General features: G+C 44.7%; 16 protein-coding genes. 5 read left to right on the forward strand and 11 right to left on the reverse strand.

Features of this window, described 5'->3' with window-relative positions:
• Positions 1-134 precede the first annotated feature (134 nt).
• Positions 135-1610: a DEAD/DEAH box helicase gene (locus GLV98_RS17305; RefSeq protein WP_160917304.1), complete on the reverse strand. Its 1476-nt coding sequence runs from the start codon at positions 1608-1610 to the stop codon at positions 135-137.
• A gap of 220 nt (positions 1611-1830) precedes the next feature.
• Here GLV98_RS17305 and GLV98_RS17310 point away from each other — a divergent pair, with 220 nt between their 5' ends.
• Positions 1831-2745 carry a DMT family transporter gene (locus tag GLV98_RS17310; RefSeq protein WP_160917305.1) on the forward strand — a complete coding sequence of 305 codons (915 nt, stop codon included), beginning with the start codon at positions 1831-1833 and terminating at the stop codon, positions 2743-2745.
• Between the two features lie 79 nt (positions 2746-2824).
• Positions 2825-3682, forward strand: a complete 858-nt coding sequence (locus GLV98_RS17315; protein ID WP_160917306.1) for a DegV family protein — start codon at positions 2825-2827, stop codon at positions 3680-3682.
• Positions 3683-3717: 35 nt separating this feature from the next.
• Here the strand turns inward: GLV98_RS17315 and GLV98_RS17320 are convergent, their stop codons facing one another.
• From GLV98_RS17320 to GLV98_RS17340, 5 genes are all read right to left on the reverse strand, one after another.
• Positions 3718-4932 (reverse strand): MFS transporter, encoded by a 1215-nt coding sequence (locus tag GLV98_RS17320; protein WP_160917397.1) that lies wholly within the window; start codon positions 4930-4932, stop codon positions 3718-3720.
• A gap of 74 nt (positions 4933-5006) precedes the next feature.
• Entirely contained in the window at positions 5007-5699 is a 693-nt protein-coding gene (locus tag GLV98_RS17325) for an alpha/beta hydrolase (protein ID WP_160917307.1), read from the reverse strand.
• A gap of 237 nt (positions 5700-5936) precedes the next feature.
• Positions 5937-6323 carry a YppG family protein gene (locus GLV98_RS17330; protein WP_160917308.1) on the reverse strand — a complete coding sequence of 129 codons (387 nt, stop codon included), beginning with the start codon at positions 6321-6323 and terminating at the stop codon, positions 5937-5939.
• A gap of 139 nt (positions 6324-6462) precedes the next feature.
• Entirely contained in the window at positions 6463-6744 is a 282-nt protein-coding gene (locus GLV98_RS17335) for a glutaredoxin family protein (RefSeq protein ID WP_160917309.1), read from the reverse strand.
• A 739-nt stretch (positions 6745-7483) separates the two neighbouring features.
• Positions 7484-8104, reverse strand: coding sequence for an SDR family oxidoreductase (locus GLV98_RS17340; RefSeq protein ID WP_160917310.1), 621 nt, complete (start codon positions 8102-8104; stop codon positions 7484-7486).
• A gap of 86 nt (positions 8105-8190) precedes the next feature.
• Between GLV98_RS17340 and GLV98_RS17345 the strand changes: the two genes are divergently transcribed.
• Positions 8191-9342, forward strand: coding sequence for an SDR family oxidoreductase (locus tag GLV98_RS17345; protein WP_160917311.1), 1152 nt, complete (start codon positions 8191-8193; stop codon positions 9340-9342).
• Positions 9343-9424: 82 nt separating this feature from the next.
• Here the strand turns inward: GLV98_RS17345 and abc-f are convergent, their stop codons facing one another.
• The 5 genes from abc-f to GLV98_RS17365 all read right to left on the reverse strand — a co-directional run bounded on the left by abc-f (position 9425) and on the right by GLV98_RS17365 (position 14155).
• Positions 9425-11287: a ribosomal protection-like ABC-F family protein gene (gene abc-f, locus GLV98_RS17350; RefSeq protein WP_160917312.1), complete on the reverse strand. Its 1863-nt coding sequence runs from the start codon at positions 11285-11287 to the stop codon at positions 9425-9427.
• Between the two features lie 106 nt (positions 11288-11393).
• Complete coding sequence (locus GLV98_RS20360; RefSeq protein ID WP_337193770.1) at positions 11394-11501, reverse strand: RAxF-45 family protein; 108 nt, start codon at positions 11499-11501, stop codon at positions 11394-11396.
• 60 nt (positions 11502-11561) lie between these two features.
• The gene (locus tag GLV98_RS17355; RefSeq protein WP_160917398.1) at positions 11562-12026 is read right to left on the reverse strand and encodes a MarR family winged helix-turn-helix transcriptional regulator; all 465 of its coding nucleotides are present in this window, start codon (positions 12024-12026) and stop codon (positions 11562-11564) included.
• A 94-nt stretch (positions 12027-12120) separates the two neighbouring features.
• Positions 12121-13044 (reverse strand): YegS/Rv2252/BmrU family lipid kinase, encoded by a 924-nt coding sequence (locus GLV98_RS17360; protein WP_160917313.1) that lies wholly within the window; start codon positions 13042-13044, stop codon positions 12121-12123.
• Positions 13045-13075: 31 nt separating this feature from the next.
• Positions 13076-14155 carry a hypothetical protein gene (locus GLV98_RS17365; protein WP_160917314.1) on the reverse strand — a complete coding sequence of 360 codons (1080 nt, stop codon included), beginning with the start codon at positions 14153-14155 and terminating at the stop codon, positions 13076-13078.
• Between the two features lie 188 nt (positions 14156-14343).
• Between GLV98_RS17365 and GLV98_RS17370 the strand changes: the two genes are divergently transcribed.
• Both GLV98_RS17370 and GLV98_RS17375 read left to right on the forward strand, forming a co-directional pair.
• The gene (locus tag GLV98_RS17370) at positions 14344-14796 is read left to right on the forward strand and encodes a MarR family winged helix-turn-helix transcriptional regulator (RefSeq protein ID WP_089654542.1); all 453 of its coding nucleotides are present in this window, start codon (positions 14344-14346) and stop codon (positions 14794-14796) included.
• Complete coding sequence (locus tag GLV98_RS17375; protein ID WP_160917315.1) at positions 14793-16175, forward strand: MATE family efflux transporter; 1383 nt, start codon at positions 14793-14795, stop codon at positions 16173-16175. Before GLV98_RS17370 ends, GLV98_RS17375 begins: the two co-directional genes overlap by 4 nt.
• Positions 16176-16415: the final 240 nt, after the last annotated feature.

Raw genomic sequence — 16415 nt, forward strand, 5'->3', positions numbered from 1 at the left:
CCGATAAAAGCTTGAAACCAACTGATAAAATACCGTACTGCCACATCCTTCAATGACAGCCCCCCCACCAACTGTTACCGAAACAAAAAAGATCAGCCCTCACACAGAGGACTGATCTACTTTAATGACCTTTATTAGCTGCGGCCTTTGTTTTGATAATTGCCGCGCTTGCTTCCGCCTTTACCGCTGAAGTTGCGGTTGCGGGATTTATTTTTGTTGTTGAAGTTGCGCTTGCCGCCTCCACCTTTGCGGTAGCCACCTTTTTTACTCTTGTCACGCTGCGCGTTTTTCACACTGATCGGTTGAACAGAAGACAAACGGACAGGTACTTCACTGCGCTCTTTTGTCATCATTTTCAGCGCAGCAGCTATAAGTTCTGTGGACTCATACTGTTCAAGCAGTTCGTTAGCTGCCTGCTTGTAGTTATTCAAGTCGTTGTTTGTGATCGTTTCTGCCAACTTCTCAACAGCAACTTTTTGTTGTCCGCGAGCCGCTTCTTCAGAAGATGGCACTTTCAGACGTTCCACTTTCTTCTTCGTAAGTTTTTCGATCAGGTGAAGCTGATCTTTTTCACGAGGGGTTACGAAGGAAATGGATTTCCCTTTACGACCGGCACGTCCCGTACGTCCAATACGGTGAACGTAGCTTTCTGGATCCTGCGGAATATCAAAGTTGTACACGTGAGATACATCGGAAATGTCCAAACCACGTGCAGCAACGTCTGTTGCAACAAGGATCTCGATGCGTCCGCGTTTGAACTTGTTCAATGTGGACATACGCTTTCCTTGCGTCAAGTCACCATGAATGCCTTCCGCACTGAAGCCGCGAGCTTGAAGACCATCAGCTACTTCATCAACACGACGTTTTGTACGACCGAAGACAATCGCCAATGCAGGATCGTGAATATCCAACAAGCGTGTCAGGGTGTCGAATTTGTGTTTTTCCGGAATCTCAACGAAGAACTGCTCGATGTTTTCAACCGTCATTTCTTTCGCTTTGACTTTCACTTCTTCCGGGTTGTTCATCAATGTTGTGGCAATATCGCGGATTTCTTTCGGCATTGTCGCAGAGAAAAGCAATGTTTGACGCTCTTCCGGAAGTGCCTTCAAAATATCACGAATGTCCTCGATGAAGCCCATGTTCAGCATTTCATCCGCTTCGTCAAGTACAGCTGTGTGTACATCTTCCAACTTGATCGTTTTACGACGGATGTGGTCCAGCAAACGTCCTGGTGTTGCTACGACGATGTGGTTGTTTTTCAGGGCACGGATTTGGCGCTCCATGTTCGACCCACCATAAATTGGCAGGACACGAATGCCTTTTCCTTTACCTAGACGGTTCAGCTCCTCTGCTACTTGAATAGCCAATTCCCTTGTCGGGGCGATGACAAGTCCTTGAACGGCTTTCACTTGCTTGTTGATTTTTTCGAGCATCGGAATACCGAATGCAGCCGTTTTTCCCGTACCTGTCTGAGCTTGACCAATGACATCTTTCCCTTCTAGTCCTAGAGGGATCGTTTGTTCTTGTATTGGTGTTGTTTCTTCAAAACCCATAACGTCTAATGATTTTAGGATAGGTTTTGATAATCCTAGTGATTGAAATGTTGTCACAGTAATTTCATACTCCTTTATTGTTTAAATCTTCTACCTATATACATGTAAAAAAAGCCTTCTGCCACAGGAAACGGGAGAGGCTTCTCTGGTATCTGCCTGATAGATTCATTCATCATAACACATATAACATAGTTAATTCTACACATTTCGGCTATGCTTTTCAAACGTAATAATGATAAAATGAGGAAAAACTGACGTATACCAGAGGAGGGCTCGCTTGGAAAAGCCTCCAGTTCAACCATATATGATTTTGTTCATTGGCGTCCTTTCCATTTCCACTTCCGCGATTTTCGTCAAGCTCGCAGGAGATGCGCCAGCTGCGATGATCGCTTTTTACCGTCTGGCCATTGCCGTCGGAATTATGGCTCCTTATGTATTATGGAAACATTTCGATGAAATAAAACAAACAAATAAGAAAGATTGGGTTCTCGCCATTTTATCTGGAGTATTTCTCGCGTTCCATTTTATTTTGTGGTTTGAATCATTGGATTACACGACCGTTGCAAGTTCCGTCGTCCTGGTCGCCCTCCAGCCGGTCTTCGCTTTTATGGGGACCTATCTCTTCTTCAAAGAGCGATTTACCATGGGAGCCATTCTGAGTCTTGTCATCACGTTGACAGGAAGCGTGATCATCGGATGGGGCGACTTTCAAATTAGCGGTACGGCTTTGTTCGGTGATCTGCTGGCCCTGCTTGGTGCGATTACCGTTACCGGTTATTTCCTGCTTGGGCAGAATTTACGTAAACGTCAGTCCATCATGACCTATACGTTCATTGCTTATGGGATGGCCGCGGCCACACTTCTTCTCTATAACCTGACGCTCGGTTATTCTTTTACCGGTTACGACAGGAATCAGTGGCTTATCTTCTTAGGTCTTGCGATTATTCCGACCTTCTTCGGACATACGCTGTTCAACTGGACGTTGAAATGGCTAAGCACCTCGACGATTTCCATGGCTGTACTCGTCGAACCAATCGGGGCTTCTATTTTAGCCTATTGGATTTTGGATGAAGTGATCACGTGGACACAATGGCTAGGAGGATCCATTGTGATTTTCGGGCTGATGATGTTCATATTGAGCACGATGAAAAAGGTAAAACCGAAATTCACACATGAAACAGACCGTCGATAGGCCGTTAAATTTGATATAATACGGAATAAGAAGGGGAAATCCCCAATAGTACGAAGAATTTAAGAGAGCAGGTGAAGGAATGACGATACAACTGATCATAGATGGAGGCGGCGATCTGCCTCATGGAATGATGGAAAAACACAGCATACACTATGTCCCGCTAAATTTACACTTCGGAGACGAACACTATAAAACGGGTGAAACGATTGATTTGCCTACGTTTTATAAAAAATTAAAGGAGTCTGAGGAACTTCCTCGTTCTTCTTCTCCAAGCCCGAATGACTTCTATGAAAAATACAAACAAATCGACGCAGACGATGAAATTCTTGTTCTTGCCCTCACTCAAGGACTGAGCAGCACCTATGAGAGTGCTGTCATGGGGAAGGACATGCTCCTTGAGGAAGAACCGAACCGTAAAATCGCTGTCCTCAATACAAAAACAGCCTCCTGTGGCATTGCATTGCTTGTAAATGAAGCGACGGCCCGTATGGAAGAAGGGTACAACTTTGAAGAGCTCATCTCCCATATGGAGGAACGAATTGAGAAGACAACAACGCTATTCATTTTGAAGACGTTAGAAAATGTCATCAAAGGTGGCCGACTTGATAAAGTGAAAGGTGCACTCGCCAAAACATTGAACATCAAACTTCTCATGAAAGCAAGTGATGAAGAAGGTGCAGTCGAAGTAACGGAAAAAGTACGAGGCAACAAGAAATCTTTGCGCCGTTTCGTCGAACAAATCGGTGAGTATGCATCCAATTTGGAAGACCGCGTCATTGCGATGTCTCACTGTAACGATGAAGAACGAGGCAAGAAAGTGCTGGATTCCATTAAAGAACGGTATAACTTCAAAGATTCTCTCTTTATGGAGACAGGACCACTCATTTCTACTTATGCAGGAGAAGGCGGACTCGTCATCGCATTCTTTAAAGACTAAAGAAACGTCAGAGGTTTTTCCCTCTGACGTTTTTCTTATGCATGATAATCCTCATATTCCGGCTGGGGTGACAATAAAGCGAGAATTCCTGCAGTCACCGGGAAGAGGATCGTCAACAAAATGACTTCCTGATAACCACCGAGCCAGTCAAAAAACAAACCGAACGGCAGTGGACCAAGCGCGGAACCGACGACCATAACCGTTTGCGCAAGCCCCTTGATACTCCCAAGATGTTCTCTTCCAAAATAATTCGGCCAGACAATATTCAATACGATCCGCTCAAAGCCGTTGACAAAGCCCCAAAACATACCGAAAGCAACCGCCATCCACCATGAATTGGTGAACAAAAGGATGACCAGGGTAAAGATGTGACCGAAGAACGTGATGGCCAAAATATAATGCACCTTGAAACGATCGACCAGATAACCGCTGACGAATGTAACCGGAAATCCGACGACGGCCATCAACGTCAGTACCATCGCAGCTACCCCTGTATCCAACCCTCTTAAATCCATGATTGATACCATATGGAAGGTAATGGCCGTGTTGACGAGAGCTGGGACGGTGACACAAAACAAAAGAAACCAAAAGGCTTTCGTCGCCATAGCCTCTTTCAATGTCCAGCTTTTTTCATTGACCTCAACGTTCGGGTTTTTCATTTCTTCTCCTTTGACCGGCTTCGGTGTCCCGTCAGGCACTTCACCAATGTGCTCAGGTTTGTTACGGACAAAGAAGAGGGTCAAAGGAACAAAAAGAATTAACAGCGCGGATCCCCATAACCCCCACGTTGCCCTCCAGCCGAACGATTCAATCAACCATGTATTCAGCGGCGGCAACAAAGCAGAACTGGCAAATCCACCAATCGCCATAATACTGAGCGCTCTTCCTCTTTTCCTTATGAACCATTGGGGCACGAGCGTGTTCGGGATCAATGTCATCGATCCCTGCCCGAATAATCGGATCATAAAAAACCCAAGAAACATCATGATTGGCCCGAGAAGAAAAGCATTCCAAAACAAAGCTAAAGCTAAACACGAACCAATCGCAACCATCATCGTCCGCTGTCCGAAACGGTCAATGAGGCGCCCCATCATAAACAACGTGATTCCCGCTAACAATGTAGCCGCTGAATAAATACCAGAAACCAACGACCGTGAATACTCAAAATCTTCTATGTAATAATCAATAAAAATGGAAATGGAATAGGTTTGACCAGGTCCTGAAAAGAACACGCTCAAACCGGCAATCATCACAACAACCCATCCATAATAAAAAGGTGTCTGGATGGGTTGTCCACGATTATTCTTCAATGTTTCTCTTCCCCCTATGGTTGACTTACAAAATCCATCACTTTATCAAACAGTTCGTCGCTGTCATCCCCATGACAGATCAAGTGCTTCGACTTCTTCAAGAAAATGACCTCTTTTTCTTCTGACGGAATTTCTTCCTCCAAATACAAAGCCGCTTTCTTTGGCACCATCCCATCCAGCTCGCCTTGGATGATCAGCACAGGACAGCGCACCTGTTGTAAATAAGGCCGTGTGAATTGCACACACTTCATAAATTCGAATGTAGAAAAAAGATAAGTATCCTTCAACTTTTTCTGGTACCTGAGAAAAAGCTCATTATCCGCAAGCACGCCGTTCCATGCATCTGCGATCATTGCAAGAATATCTTTATACATCTGTGGGAGACTCACATACTTCCCAGCCGCTGATAAAAGCACCAAACGATTCAGATGATACTTCGCTGTCAAGTAAGCAGCAATCATTCCGCCCATGGAAAAGCCGATGATGTAAATGGTATCGTGTCTTTTCATGAGGTCCAGCAAAGCGAGCTCTGCTGTAGCAATCCATTCTTGATAATAGTGCCCTTCAAGGTCCAAATCCTCTCCGTGTCCCGGAAGCGTAGGATTGACAATCTCCCAATCCGTTCGTGCTTCCAGAAAGTCGACAAGGGGCTGGACTTCATCCGGGCTTCCTGTATACCCGTGAATACATAAACACCCGATACTCATGTTCCTACGCCTCCACCCGATTATTTATTTCGTTATGCGAAACATTATAACATAACCATTTTCCATCTTTTACATGAAAAATCACCTTGTTTAAAAAGAGGGACTCGCTCTGTTACCCCACTTAAGGTATGGAAAGTTAAAGCTCCTTTGTGATCATCGCATAAACAAATCAGCCAAATGTTTGTTTACATGAACCAATGTCTAAAGAAAATGCGCGCTAAATGAATAGCGCGCGGTTTACTTGATTCCTTTGACGAATGTCCCGATCCCTTTAACAATTGGACTGACATCCTTAACTGTCTTTACGACCTGACCAGTCGTCGACATCATTTTGTCGAAGTCGATCTGGCCGTCTTCTTTTTGAAAATAACTCATGACACCTTTGGACATGTTACCGACGTTGAATGAAGAATTCTGATTCCCGGTCTCAGTATAACCTGTATAGTCGTAACTATTCACGTAGGGATTTTGAAAACCATACATGGGTTGATTGTACGGGGCATAACCCCAGACGTTTCCCTGGTTATTGGACATTTGCTGATAATTCGCCTGTTGGTAAGGGGGACTGGAAGGATACCGGTACCAGCCATTATTGTAGTAATAGTAAGGATTATATGGGTACATGAACGTTCCACCTTTAACGTATGATACTTCAGCCTATGAAAAAGCTCATGAAAAAGTGAAACGAAAGCGATAGATATCCCTGGCTTATTGATGATTTCGGACAAAAAAAACAAGTGATGATCATCACTTGTCGAAACCCTTAGGAAAAATTCATGGAGTCAGTCCTGATATACTGAGGATTTTCTTTTATTCTCAGCTTCTGTTTCATTTTACGTTCTTGATAACCGAGAATTTTTTCTCCATCTATAAATACAGCGGGTGTACCGTAAATGTTGTTTCTTTGCAGTTCTCTGAAATGGTCACGGTTCTCTGATACATTCCGCTCTTCATAATCAATTTCCCAATCTTCCAATGTTCCTAGTACCTTCTCACAATAGTGACAGTTCCGACTTGTGTACACGATCACTTCCGGGTTACCCAAAGCTCCCCCTCCTTGTGTCTATTGCAATTCTGTCTAGAATTTTTATACCCGTTTTCAGAACAGCTAAACCTAATTCCGCATTAAAATCCGCTCATTTTTCGTCATGGTTCTGTCATTTTCATCACATTCCTTTTACATACATGCTCCCAATTGTGGAAGGCTCAGTGTCGAGGCTTTTGTTGAGTGGATGGGGGCTGCGGGGAATAGCTCGCTTTCCGCGGGAGCGCGGTGAGCCTCCTCGGACTGCGTCCTGTGGGGTCTCACCATGCACTTTTTTCCCGCAGGAGTCTCGCCATTCCCCTCCGCCCCTTTGCCATAGAAGTATCTCGAAACCACTTCTGGAATAAGCTGCTTTTATGCACATGGTAATTCCAATGGAATGAACTCCTAAGGGCGCTATACTGCATGAAAAAAGCTTGTTGTAAAGTGCTTTATGCTTATGACACCAGGATAGTGGAAGGCACCCTTCCTCAGTTAAGAGGTTCGTTTCACCTTCATGGAATGGTGTGGTTGGGAAGCTGCGAGACTCCCGTGGGAGAAGGAGATAGGCGAGATCCCGCAGGACGTAGTCCGAGGAAGCTCGGCACTCCCCCACAGGAAAGCGAGCTGCTTCCCGGCCATCCCTAACGCTCAACACGGCAAACGAACCCTGAAACATCTCGACACTGAGCCTCCCACAACCCTGCCATAAACTTTAATAAACGACTAAAAAAGAAGGAGCACGAGGCTCCTTCTTTTATTATAGTTCTTCAATCGGTGTGTCGCCGCTGATGAGGTCGTAGCTTTGGTGGATGGAATTTTCCACAGAAAGAAGGTGAACAAGTGTGGCGGCCACATCTTCACGCGGAATCTCTCCCTGGTCTGTACGTTCTTTTAGCGTCACCTTACCGGTGCCTGTCTCGTTAGTCAGACCGCCTGGACGGACGATGGTATAATCGAGCTCCGTACTTTTCAAGTATTCATCTGCGCGTCGTTTAGCATAAAGATAAAATTTGAAATCATCAGGAGCTTCTTCGGCACGGTCTGCTCCGATTGAGCTTAACATCATGTACCGTTTGACCCCATTGGCTTCCGCATGCTCCGCTGCCTTGATCGCCCCTTCCTGGTCAATGACGATCGTCATGTCTGCACCTGTATCAGGGCCGGATCCTGCCGCGAAGATGACGGCATCCATTCCTTTAAAAGCATGTCCAAAATCTCTCATCAAATCTGCATGTATGGTTTCTACGCCTTTTTCTTCGAATTGAGGGATTTGATCTTTCTTACGGACCATTGCATAAGGTGTGTGCTCGGTTTCTACCAGTTTATCGACAATATGTTGACCTACTTTTCCATTGGCTCCAATAACGAGAACTTTCATTTGATAACCTCCTATGAAATCTGTTCCTCATCCTTATTTTCCCCTCCTCCTTCACACTAAACAAGTGAATAGGCAAAAGAAGGAAGTTGTCTGATTCATCACGAAAAGGTAATCAAAAGGATTACGGAGGCGATCTATTCATGTCCAACACGTATTTGTTTACTGGTTTTCCAGGATATTTAGCTACAGCCTTAATCGAAGATTTCTTCAGGGTCAGAAATTCCATAAAGAAAATCTACCTCCTTCACCTTCCCTCTATGGAAAAACAAGCAAAAAAGCAGATAGAGACGTGGGAAGAAGACCAAAATGTAGATACTGGAAAAATCGAACTCGTCCAAGGGGACATTACTCAAGAAGGATTGGGACTCCCGTCCAAAACATCCAAACAATTACTACAAGAGGTGACTCACGTTTTCCATCTTGCTGCTCTTTATGATTTGGCCGTCCCTCTCATGCCGGCATGGAAAGTCAATGTACAAGGCACAAGAGAAGTGAATCGCTGGCTTTCCCAATGTCTGCAATTGGAACGTTATATTTATTTCAGTACCGCCTATGTTTCAGGGAAACGGGAAGGAGTCGTTTACGAAACGGACCTCTCCCATGGGAATGGTTTTAAAAACCATTATGAATATACGAAACATGAAGCTGAAAATCTCGTTCACCGGATGTGCAAAGAAATCCCGACAACGATCATCCGCCCGGGAATCGTTGTCGGGCATACAAAATCGGGTGCCACTGCCAAATTCGACGGCCCCTACTTTATATTGAACTTAATAGAGGCTTTAAAAAGTCTGCCCGTCCTCCCTTATTTCGGAAAAGGAAAAGCCCGCGTCAACCTGGTGCCTCAGGATTATGTCATCCAAGCGACAAACTACCTGGCCCATCACCCTGCAAGCAGCGGTAAGACGTATCATCTTACAGATCCCAATCCTTACACAGCCAAAGAAATCTATGAGCAGCTCAGTTATGTTTATGCGGACAAACACCCGCGTTTCTCCCTACCGCTGAGTCTTGCCAATCAATCATTAAAGATTCGTCCGTTACGGAAAGTTCTAGGCATTCAAAGGGAAGCTCTTGATTACTTCCTCTGTAGCGCAGACTATGACAACCGCCAGGCAGAAATGGATCTGGCTGCCTCAGACATCTTTTGTTCTGATTTTTTCTCCTATACCGACGCCCTTGTCGACTATTACCGTGAAAAAAGATGCGATCCTTCTAAACATGTTTCCATTCTATAGATAGGGATATGCTGGTTGCACACATCAAAAAAGGGTAGGAAACTTTTTCGTTTCCTACCCTTTTCCAGGACTGGACAGATCATCACTGTGCTTCCATCCAATTTTCATAAAGAGATTCTAAGTCTTTTTCCAACTCTTCTTTATGATGTTGGAGTTTCATTAACTCTTCTACATCATCACCGTTCTCCATCTGTTGATCGAGGGTTGAGATCTCTTGTTCGAGACGAGCGATTTCCTTTTCCCAATCAATGACTGGTTCTTCTTTCAGGAGGGTTTTTGGCTTCGCTGTTTTTTCAGGTTTTACCGACTGCTCTTCTTCCTGCATTTCTAAAAGGGCGTGCCAATGTTTTTTCGTTTCTTCATACGTACCGATATAACGGTGAAGTTTTCCATCCACAAGAAAAGCGGTGTGGGTGAAACACTGATCCAGGAAATGCCGGTCGTGGGAAACTCCGATGACCGTTCCTTGGAATTGATTGAGTGCTTCTTCCAGAACTTCCTGCGACTCCACATCAAGGTGGTTGGTCGGTTCATCCAAAATCAGGACCTGAATATCCTGGTGCATGAAAATCGCAAGCTTCAAACGCATCTGTTCCCCACCACTCAGGTGGCGGATTTTCCGGAAGACGTCATACCCATAAAACATGAAGCCCGCAAGCCTGTGCCGCGCTTCCCCCTCGGTCACCCGAATGTGATCCCTGAAGTGATCAATCATCCGCTGGTCGCGATCAGCTTCTTGCAGAGGGTTTTGCGGTAGGTATCCCACCTTGATGGAAGGCGCCCGTTTAATTGTCCCCGCGCTTGGTGTTTCTTTTTCCAATAACATTTTCAAGAGTGTAGATTTCCCACTTCCGTTGGCTCCGACAATCGCAATCCGGTCCTGATAACGGACATGAAGGTTGACACCGTCCAAAATCGTTTCGCTGCCGTACTGCTTCTCCAGCGATTCAACAGTAAATACGTCTTTCCCTGTCCGTCCATCCGCTTCAAGGGAAAGGTTCATTTTTTTCGGGTCGATCACCGGCTTATCGATTTTCTCCATCCGTTCTAACGCTTTTTCCATACTTTTCGCTTTTTTGAAAAGCTTAGGGTTCGGCGGAGTGGCTTCATTTGCCCATTGTCTCAACCTTCGTATGGCCTCTTTCATCTTTTTTATTTTCTTCTGCTGTTCTTCATACTGATGAAATTCAGCAAGCAGTTTTTCTTCTTTTTGTTTCTCAAATGCCGTGTAGTTGCCTTTGTACGTATCAATTTCTCCGGATTCCAAATCCATTATGTCTGTCACGATGTGATCAAGGAATGCGCGGTCATGGGAAATGACACAAATGGTCCCGTCATAAGCTTGCAAATACGCTTCCAGCCATTCAATCGCCTGCAGGTCCAAATGGTTCGTCGGTTCATCAAGCAAAAGAACGTCGGGGTCTTCCAACAACAGCTTGGCAAGACCGAGCTTTGTTTTCTCCCCTCCGCTCAAACTTGAAAATGGCTGATCCAGCAGGTGGTGGATATTCAAGCCGTTCGCCACTTGTTTAATGGAGGCATCCATTTCGTATCCACCGCGGTGAGTAAAGCGGTCCTGTATTTCCCCATAGGCAGCGATGGCTCTCTCCATTTTATCAGGATCTGTCATATCCTCTTCTAATTCTTTAATCTGCTCAGCCAATGAGACGAGCTCGGTAAAAGCAAGCTGCAAGTACGCTTTCCCTGTCCCCGTCCAATCAACTGGAATCTGTTTCAAATAACCGATGGAAGCTCCCTTTTGAATGAAGAGATCTCCACCATCCAAGGATTCCTCTTTCGTGATGATTCGGAAAAGGGTCGATTTTCCGCTGCCATTACGACCGACAAGCCCGACCCGCTGACCAGGTTTAATTTCCATATCCAAAGCTTCAAACAATACTTCCCCACCGACAATTTTATATAAATTCTTTAATGTAATGATCATTGAAATTCCTCCTAAAGACTTTTTGAAGACACAAAAAAAGCCAGAGGTCCCGTTACCTCTGACTTTTATCTGTGAATAATCAGGTATGAGACGCTACAGTGCTTCACTATTCAGATGCCATTTCGGACATACGTGTCCCGTTGACAGCTAAATCGTGAATAATTGCACGGCGTACATAGTTGATTTGATAGTCAAGCACGTGCATCTGTAACATCTTCATACCCTCCTTTGTCTTTAGAATTAATCCCATTATATCGGATCGTCAGAAAATTTGCTACTCTTTTTTGGAGTCCGCAGACTTTCCAAGTTTCTTCAATAGTTCAATAGCATCCTTCTTCTCTTCATCTGTCAGTCCATCCATGATCGATTCTATCTCTTTCCAATGATCCGGGAAGATCCCGTTCAATAGGTCCCGTCCCTTTTCCGTAATGGACGCATAAGTGATACGCCGGTCGTTTGGGCATGGCACGCGTTTCAAGTATTCCTTTTTCTCAAGCTTGTCCACCACATAAGTGATACTTCCGCTTGCAAGCAGAATTTTCTCTCCGATTTTCTGCAGAGGCTGCTCTCCCTGATGATAGAGAAGCTCAAGCACTCCGAATTCAGTCGGGTTCAATTCATATCGTTGGATATCATCCTTCACTAAATCTGCGATGGTCCGCTGGGCTTTTGTCAATACGACAAAAAGCTTCAACGAAGGATCTTGTTTTTTCTTGCGGTACAGTTCTTGTTCGTTCATCACGTTCGCCCATCCTTTACAAAAGATAAAGATAGTATAAGTTTAACAAATTCTAACTGTCAAACCATCCCTTTTCCGCAAATTCACGGTTTCCTTAAGGGTTGTCCATATTATGCAATGCGTTCGGCCCTCCAGTTAAGAAGGTGAAATGTCCCGGAAGCACCTCTAATTTTTCAGGTGTCTTCCCTTTGATTTCTCCGTCCATGTCCACATCCTGCTTATATTCAACATCGATATTGACCTTCTCTCCTTGGTAGTGGGAAAGCTCCTGGAAGTCACTCTCATCCGTTTGCGGCCGACCCATCGTCATGAGTTCCCTGAATAATGTAAGGTTGGAGTTCTTCACAACCAGAACGTCAAACTTCCCATCCTGCAAGTCAATCGTGGGGACAGGAAAGCGCCTCGTGCCTATGAATTGGCCATTCATGACAAGAATCATCACCGCCTCTCCATCGATCTCTTCATCATCTACGGTCAGTTTAAAACGAAATGGTGTTGCCTGATTCATCGTTTTTAATGCACTCATGAAGTAGCTCAGCACACCGAACCGGTTCTTTTGATTTTCGTCAATGTTAAAGGAGGTTTGTGTCACAAGACCGATGCCCCAAAAGTTAATGAAGTAATCGTCCTCGGTCTTCCCTGCATCCACAGTAACCTCTTCCCCTTCAATGATGGATGCAGCCGCTTGATTGAGTCGCTGAGGTGTATCCAAAACACGGCTGAAATCATTGCACGTTCCTCCTGGCAGCACACCGATCACCGGACGTTTTTCCATCGGTGCAAGGCAATTGACGACCTCATGCAAAGTTCCATCTCCTCCGAAGACGAAAAACACTTCAACTTCGGGGCCGTAATGCCGGCAGTTTGCATACAAATCGTCCAACGACAACGTTTGGATGATCTTTAACTCCTTCACCCCTTTACTCAACACCGGCAATATCTGCGAAAGAGCCGTCTCTAACTCTGCTTCGTCCTTTTTTCCATTATATATAAAGATTCCACTTTGATAACGAGGCATAGAATCCCTTCCTTCCTCTTATCATAATTGACTAAATGTCTTTCTTTGAAACCAGTCGCGCTTCATTTAATGCTTGTAAAAATCTTTCCGGCTCGTCGACAGTCAAGAATATTTTCATCACTTTTCGTTTGAAACCAAATACACGATACCCCTCCACCGCTTCACTCAATCGAATTTCTAACTGTGGGGGCACCTTTTCAAGCCCAGCAAGCATCAAAGTGAAGGAATGACGTTCCTCAGGCAAGGCTTCCCCTTCATACCGACGAACCTCCACCACTTTTTCTAATGGGACCTCCATGTGGAAACGAAGCCCTTTTTGAAAATGAAGATGGTTATTCTGGATGACGACAGGACTTTTACGAATCGCTTGATAATCTGCAATTAGGAAGACGAGTGCATACATATCAAGGAGGGTCGCAATCCATGCGATCGTGTGGCTGTATTGCATGAGCATGACGTGGACAGCAATGATCTCAATGAGCATCGCATGAACCAACATGAGAAAAACACCGAAGTACTCACTATTTTTGTGGTAACTGAAGGTGTGATCACCGTCCGGCTTAGCGTCAAGATGTGGGAAGAAAGCATAGCGGATGGCAGAAGCATCTGTGGGTATGAACTCAATTAGCCGTTTTAACTTGGGATAGTCTCCAAACGTTTGCTGGTTCGCTGCAGAAATTCTTGCAAGTAAATGCGGACATGTATGGAACGAAGCTTTGAAGTTATGTCTCCACGTCTTCAGATTCCTGATGAAAATAACGAAGAGGAAAAGCTCTAAGAGGATGAAACCTGCCTCAACGAGGATAATGGAAGCGTTCATGTATTGCAGGTGTTCTTTAGCATACGCGGGAACAATCCAGTGAACGAAACCCGCTCCTAAAAGCCAAAGAGGAGCAAGCAATGACAATGTTGGCTTTCTCCGGAGAACAAGTAAAAAAAGAACGACTGGAAGAACAATCATGATATCAATGACCGTCGCTAACACAAGAAGCGGTGGAACTTGGCCCGTCACTTCCATCTTTTGAATCAAAAAGTTTGAAAGCAGTAAGGCTGCAATGAAAAGCAAACCTCCGTAAAACGACTTCGGATGCGCTTTTATTATCTGTACCATAACGACCGCCCCTTCTTTTCCTTTATTTTACTATAAAGAAGCTGAGGTGATTGTGTTTTTATAATGAAACATTCATGCAACCGATGAATGTTCATAAGTCTGCCATACCTCCCCTTTCGTGAAACACTTTCGTTTACTTCTAAGCGAAGTCATATTATACTATAATTTGTTTAGGGGGCTAAGTAAATATGAAACAAAACATAGATCAAAACTTAGGATACAACATCAATATGGTCGCACATTTTTTACAAAATATATATAACCAGCGATTAGGAGAGTACGGGTTGACCCACTCGCAGGCGAAAGTCATCTACTTCCTGGCCAAAGCGGGCGAGCAATCCCAAACGGATCTGCAAAAACAGCTGCATATTAAAGCATCATCGATGAACGGCTTGATTGAAACACTTCTGAAGCACGAACGCATCATGAAAAGGTCCTGCCAAAAAGACAAACGGACAAAACTTGTGAAGCTTACGGATAAAGGATTAGAGTTGCATGCTACCATTCTAAAAATCATTGCTGATATTGAAGAAGAAGCGAACCAAGGGCTCTCGAAAGAAGAACAGCAAGTCATGATTTCCTGGTTGAAAAAGATGCAAGCCAACTTGAAACCTAAAACATCAAGGAGCGAAGACAAATGAAACAACAAAGTCAGCGGTTAGGGACCCAACCCATCCCGAAATTATTAACGAACTTATCCGTACCCGCCATGATTGGCATGTTTGTCATGGCTCTCTACAATGTTGTTGACACGCTCTTCATCGCACGTGGTGTCGGGATTTTAGGCGTATCTGGTGTCAGCATCGGCTTCCCGGTGATGATGATCATCATGGCCATTGCCGCAGCCGTCGGTATCGGTGGTGCCTCCGTCATCTCCAGACGTTTAGGGGAAAACAAACAAGAAGAAGCCAACCAAGTTTTCGGAAATATCCTTTTTACCATCGTTGTCGTCTCAAGCTTCGGGTTCATCGGTGCCTTTACCTTTCTTGAACCCTTGCTGAAGCTGTTTGGAGCAACGGATAACATCATGCCTTATGCAACGGATTATTTGTTCCCGATTATGCTTGGGTCGTTCTTCTTTTCTTTCGCCTTTACGACGAACAGCATCATCCGTTCAGAAGGAAACTCGAAGTTTGCCATGATGACAATGATCATCCCGGCTGTTTTGAACATGATCCTCGATCCGATTTTCATCTTCGGTTTGGATATGGGGGTACAGGGAGCTTCTGTTGCCACCGTCATTTCCCAGGCGACCGTAACGATCGTCGTCTTGAATTATTTCTTAAAAGGGAAATCTTCACTGGTAGTCAAAGCTTCCTATTTGAAACCGCAATGGTCCGTCATCCGTGAAGTGTTAACCATCGGTATGCCAGCTTTTATCCGGCAAGTATCCGGAAGCGGCATGATGATCGCCATCAACCTGATGCTCATTAAATTCGGCGGTGAATTCGAAGTCGGTGTCTTCGGAATCGTACAAAAGCTTGCGATGTTCACCATCATGCCGATGATCGGTGTCCTTCAAGGCATGCAGCCGATTATTGGCTATAATTACGGAGCCAAAAATTACGACCGTTTGAAAGAAACGGTTATGCTCGGTATGAAAGTCGTTACGATCATATCCGCGGGCATTTTCATCCTGATGATGGCCTTCCCAGAAGGTTTGATGAACATCTTCACTGGAGATGAAGCGACCATTGAAACAGGGGCTTATGCTATCCGGATCATGTTTGCTCTTGCCATTCTTATCGGAGCCCAGGTAGTCAGCGGCGGCCTTTATCAGGCATTAGGAATGGCAAAGCCTGCACTTATTTTGTCTATGGCGCGTCAAGTTCTGTTCTTGATTCCGCTCGTATTGATCTTGCCGAACTTCTTCGGAGTGACAGGCGTATGGCTCGCCTTCCCTCTTTCTGATCTGTTCGCTTTCGTTCTATCCATGATCTTCCTTTATAAGGATCGAGCACTGTTTTTTAAAGCGAAAAATCAAGACCCGCCCTACGAGGCAGCGCCTTCTCAAGGCTAAATGAAAAGCACGGTGCATCCAGCACCGTGCTTAATTTTTTGCTCTGTAAACGGTGACGTTAATCATCAGTTATTAAAGAATGGCAGGATTGTTGAAGAATCGATTTCGAGAGTTTTCCACAATCAGAAGCTTATATGAAAAAACAACTCCGGAATCTACCCACCTAACTTTTTCCATATAGTTTATGAGGTAATTATAGCAACAACTGACAATTTCCGTTAGAATAAGACAGAGAGTTTT

The organism is Halobacillus litoralis, assembly GCF_009856415.1.
GTDB classification, from domain to species: Bacteria; Bacillota; Bacilli; order Bacillales; family Halobacillaceae; genus Halobacillus; species Halobacillus litoralis_C.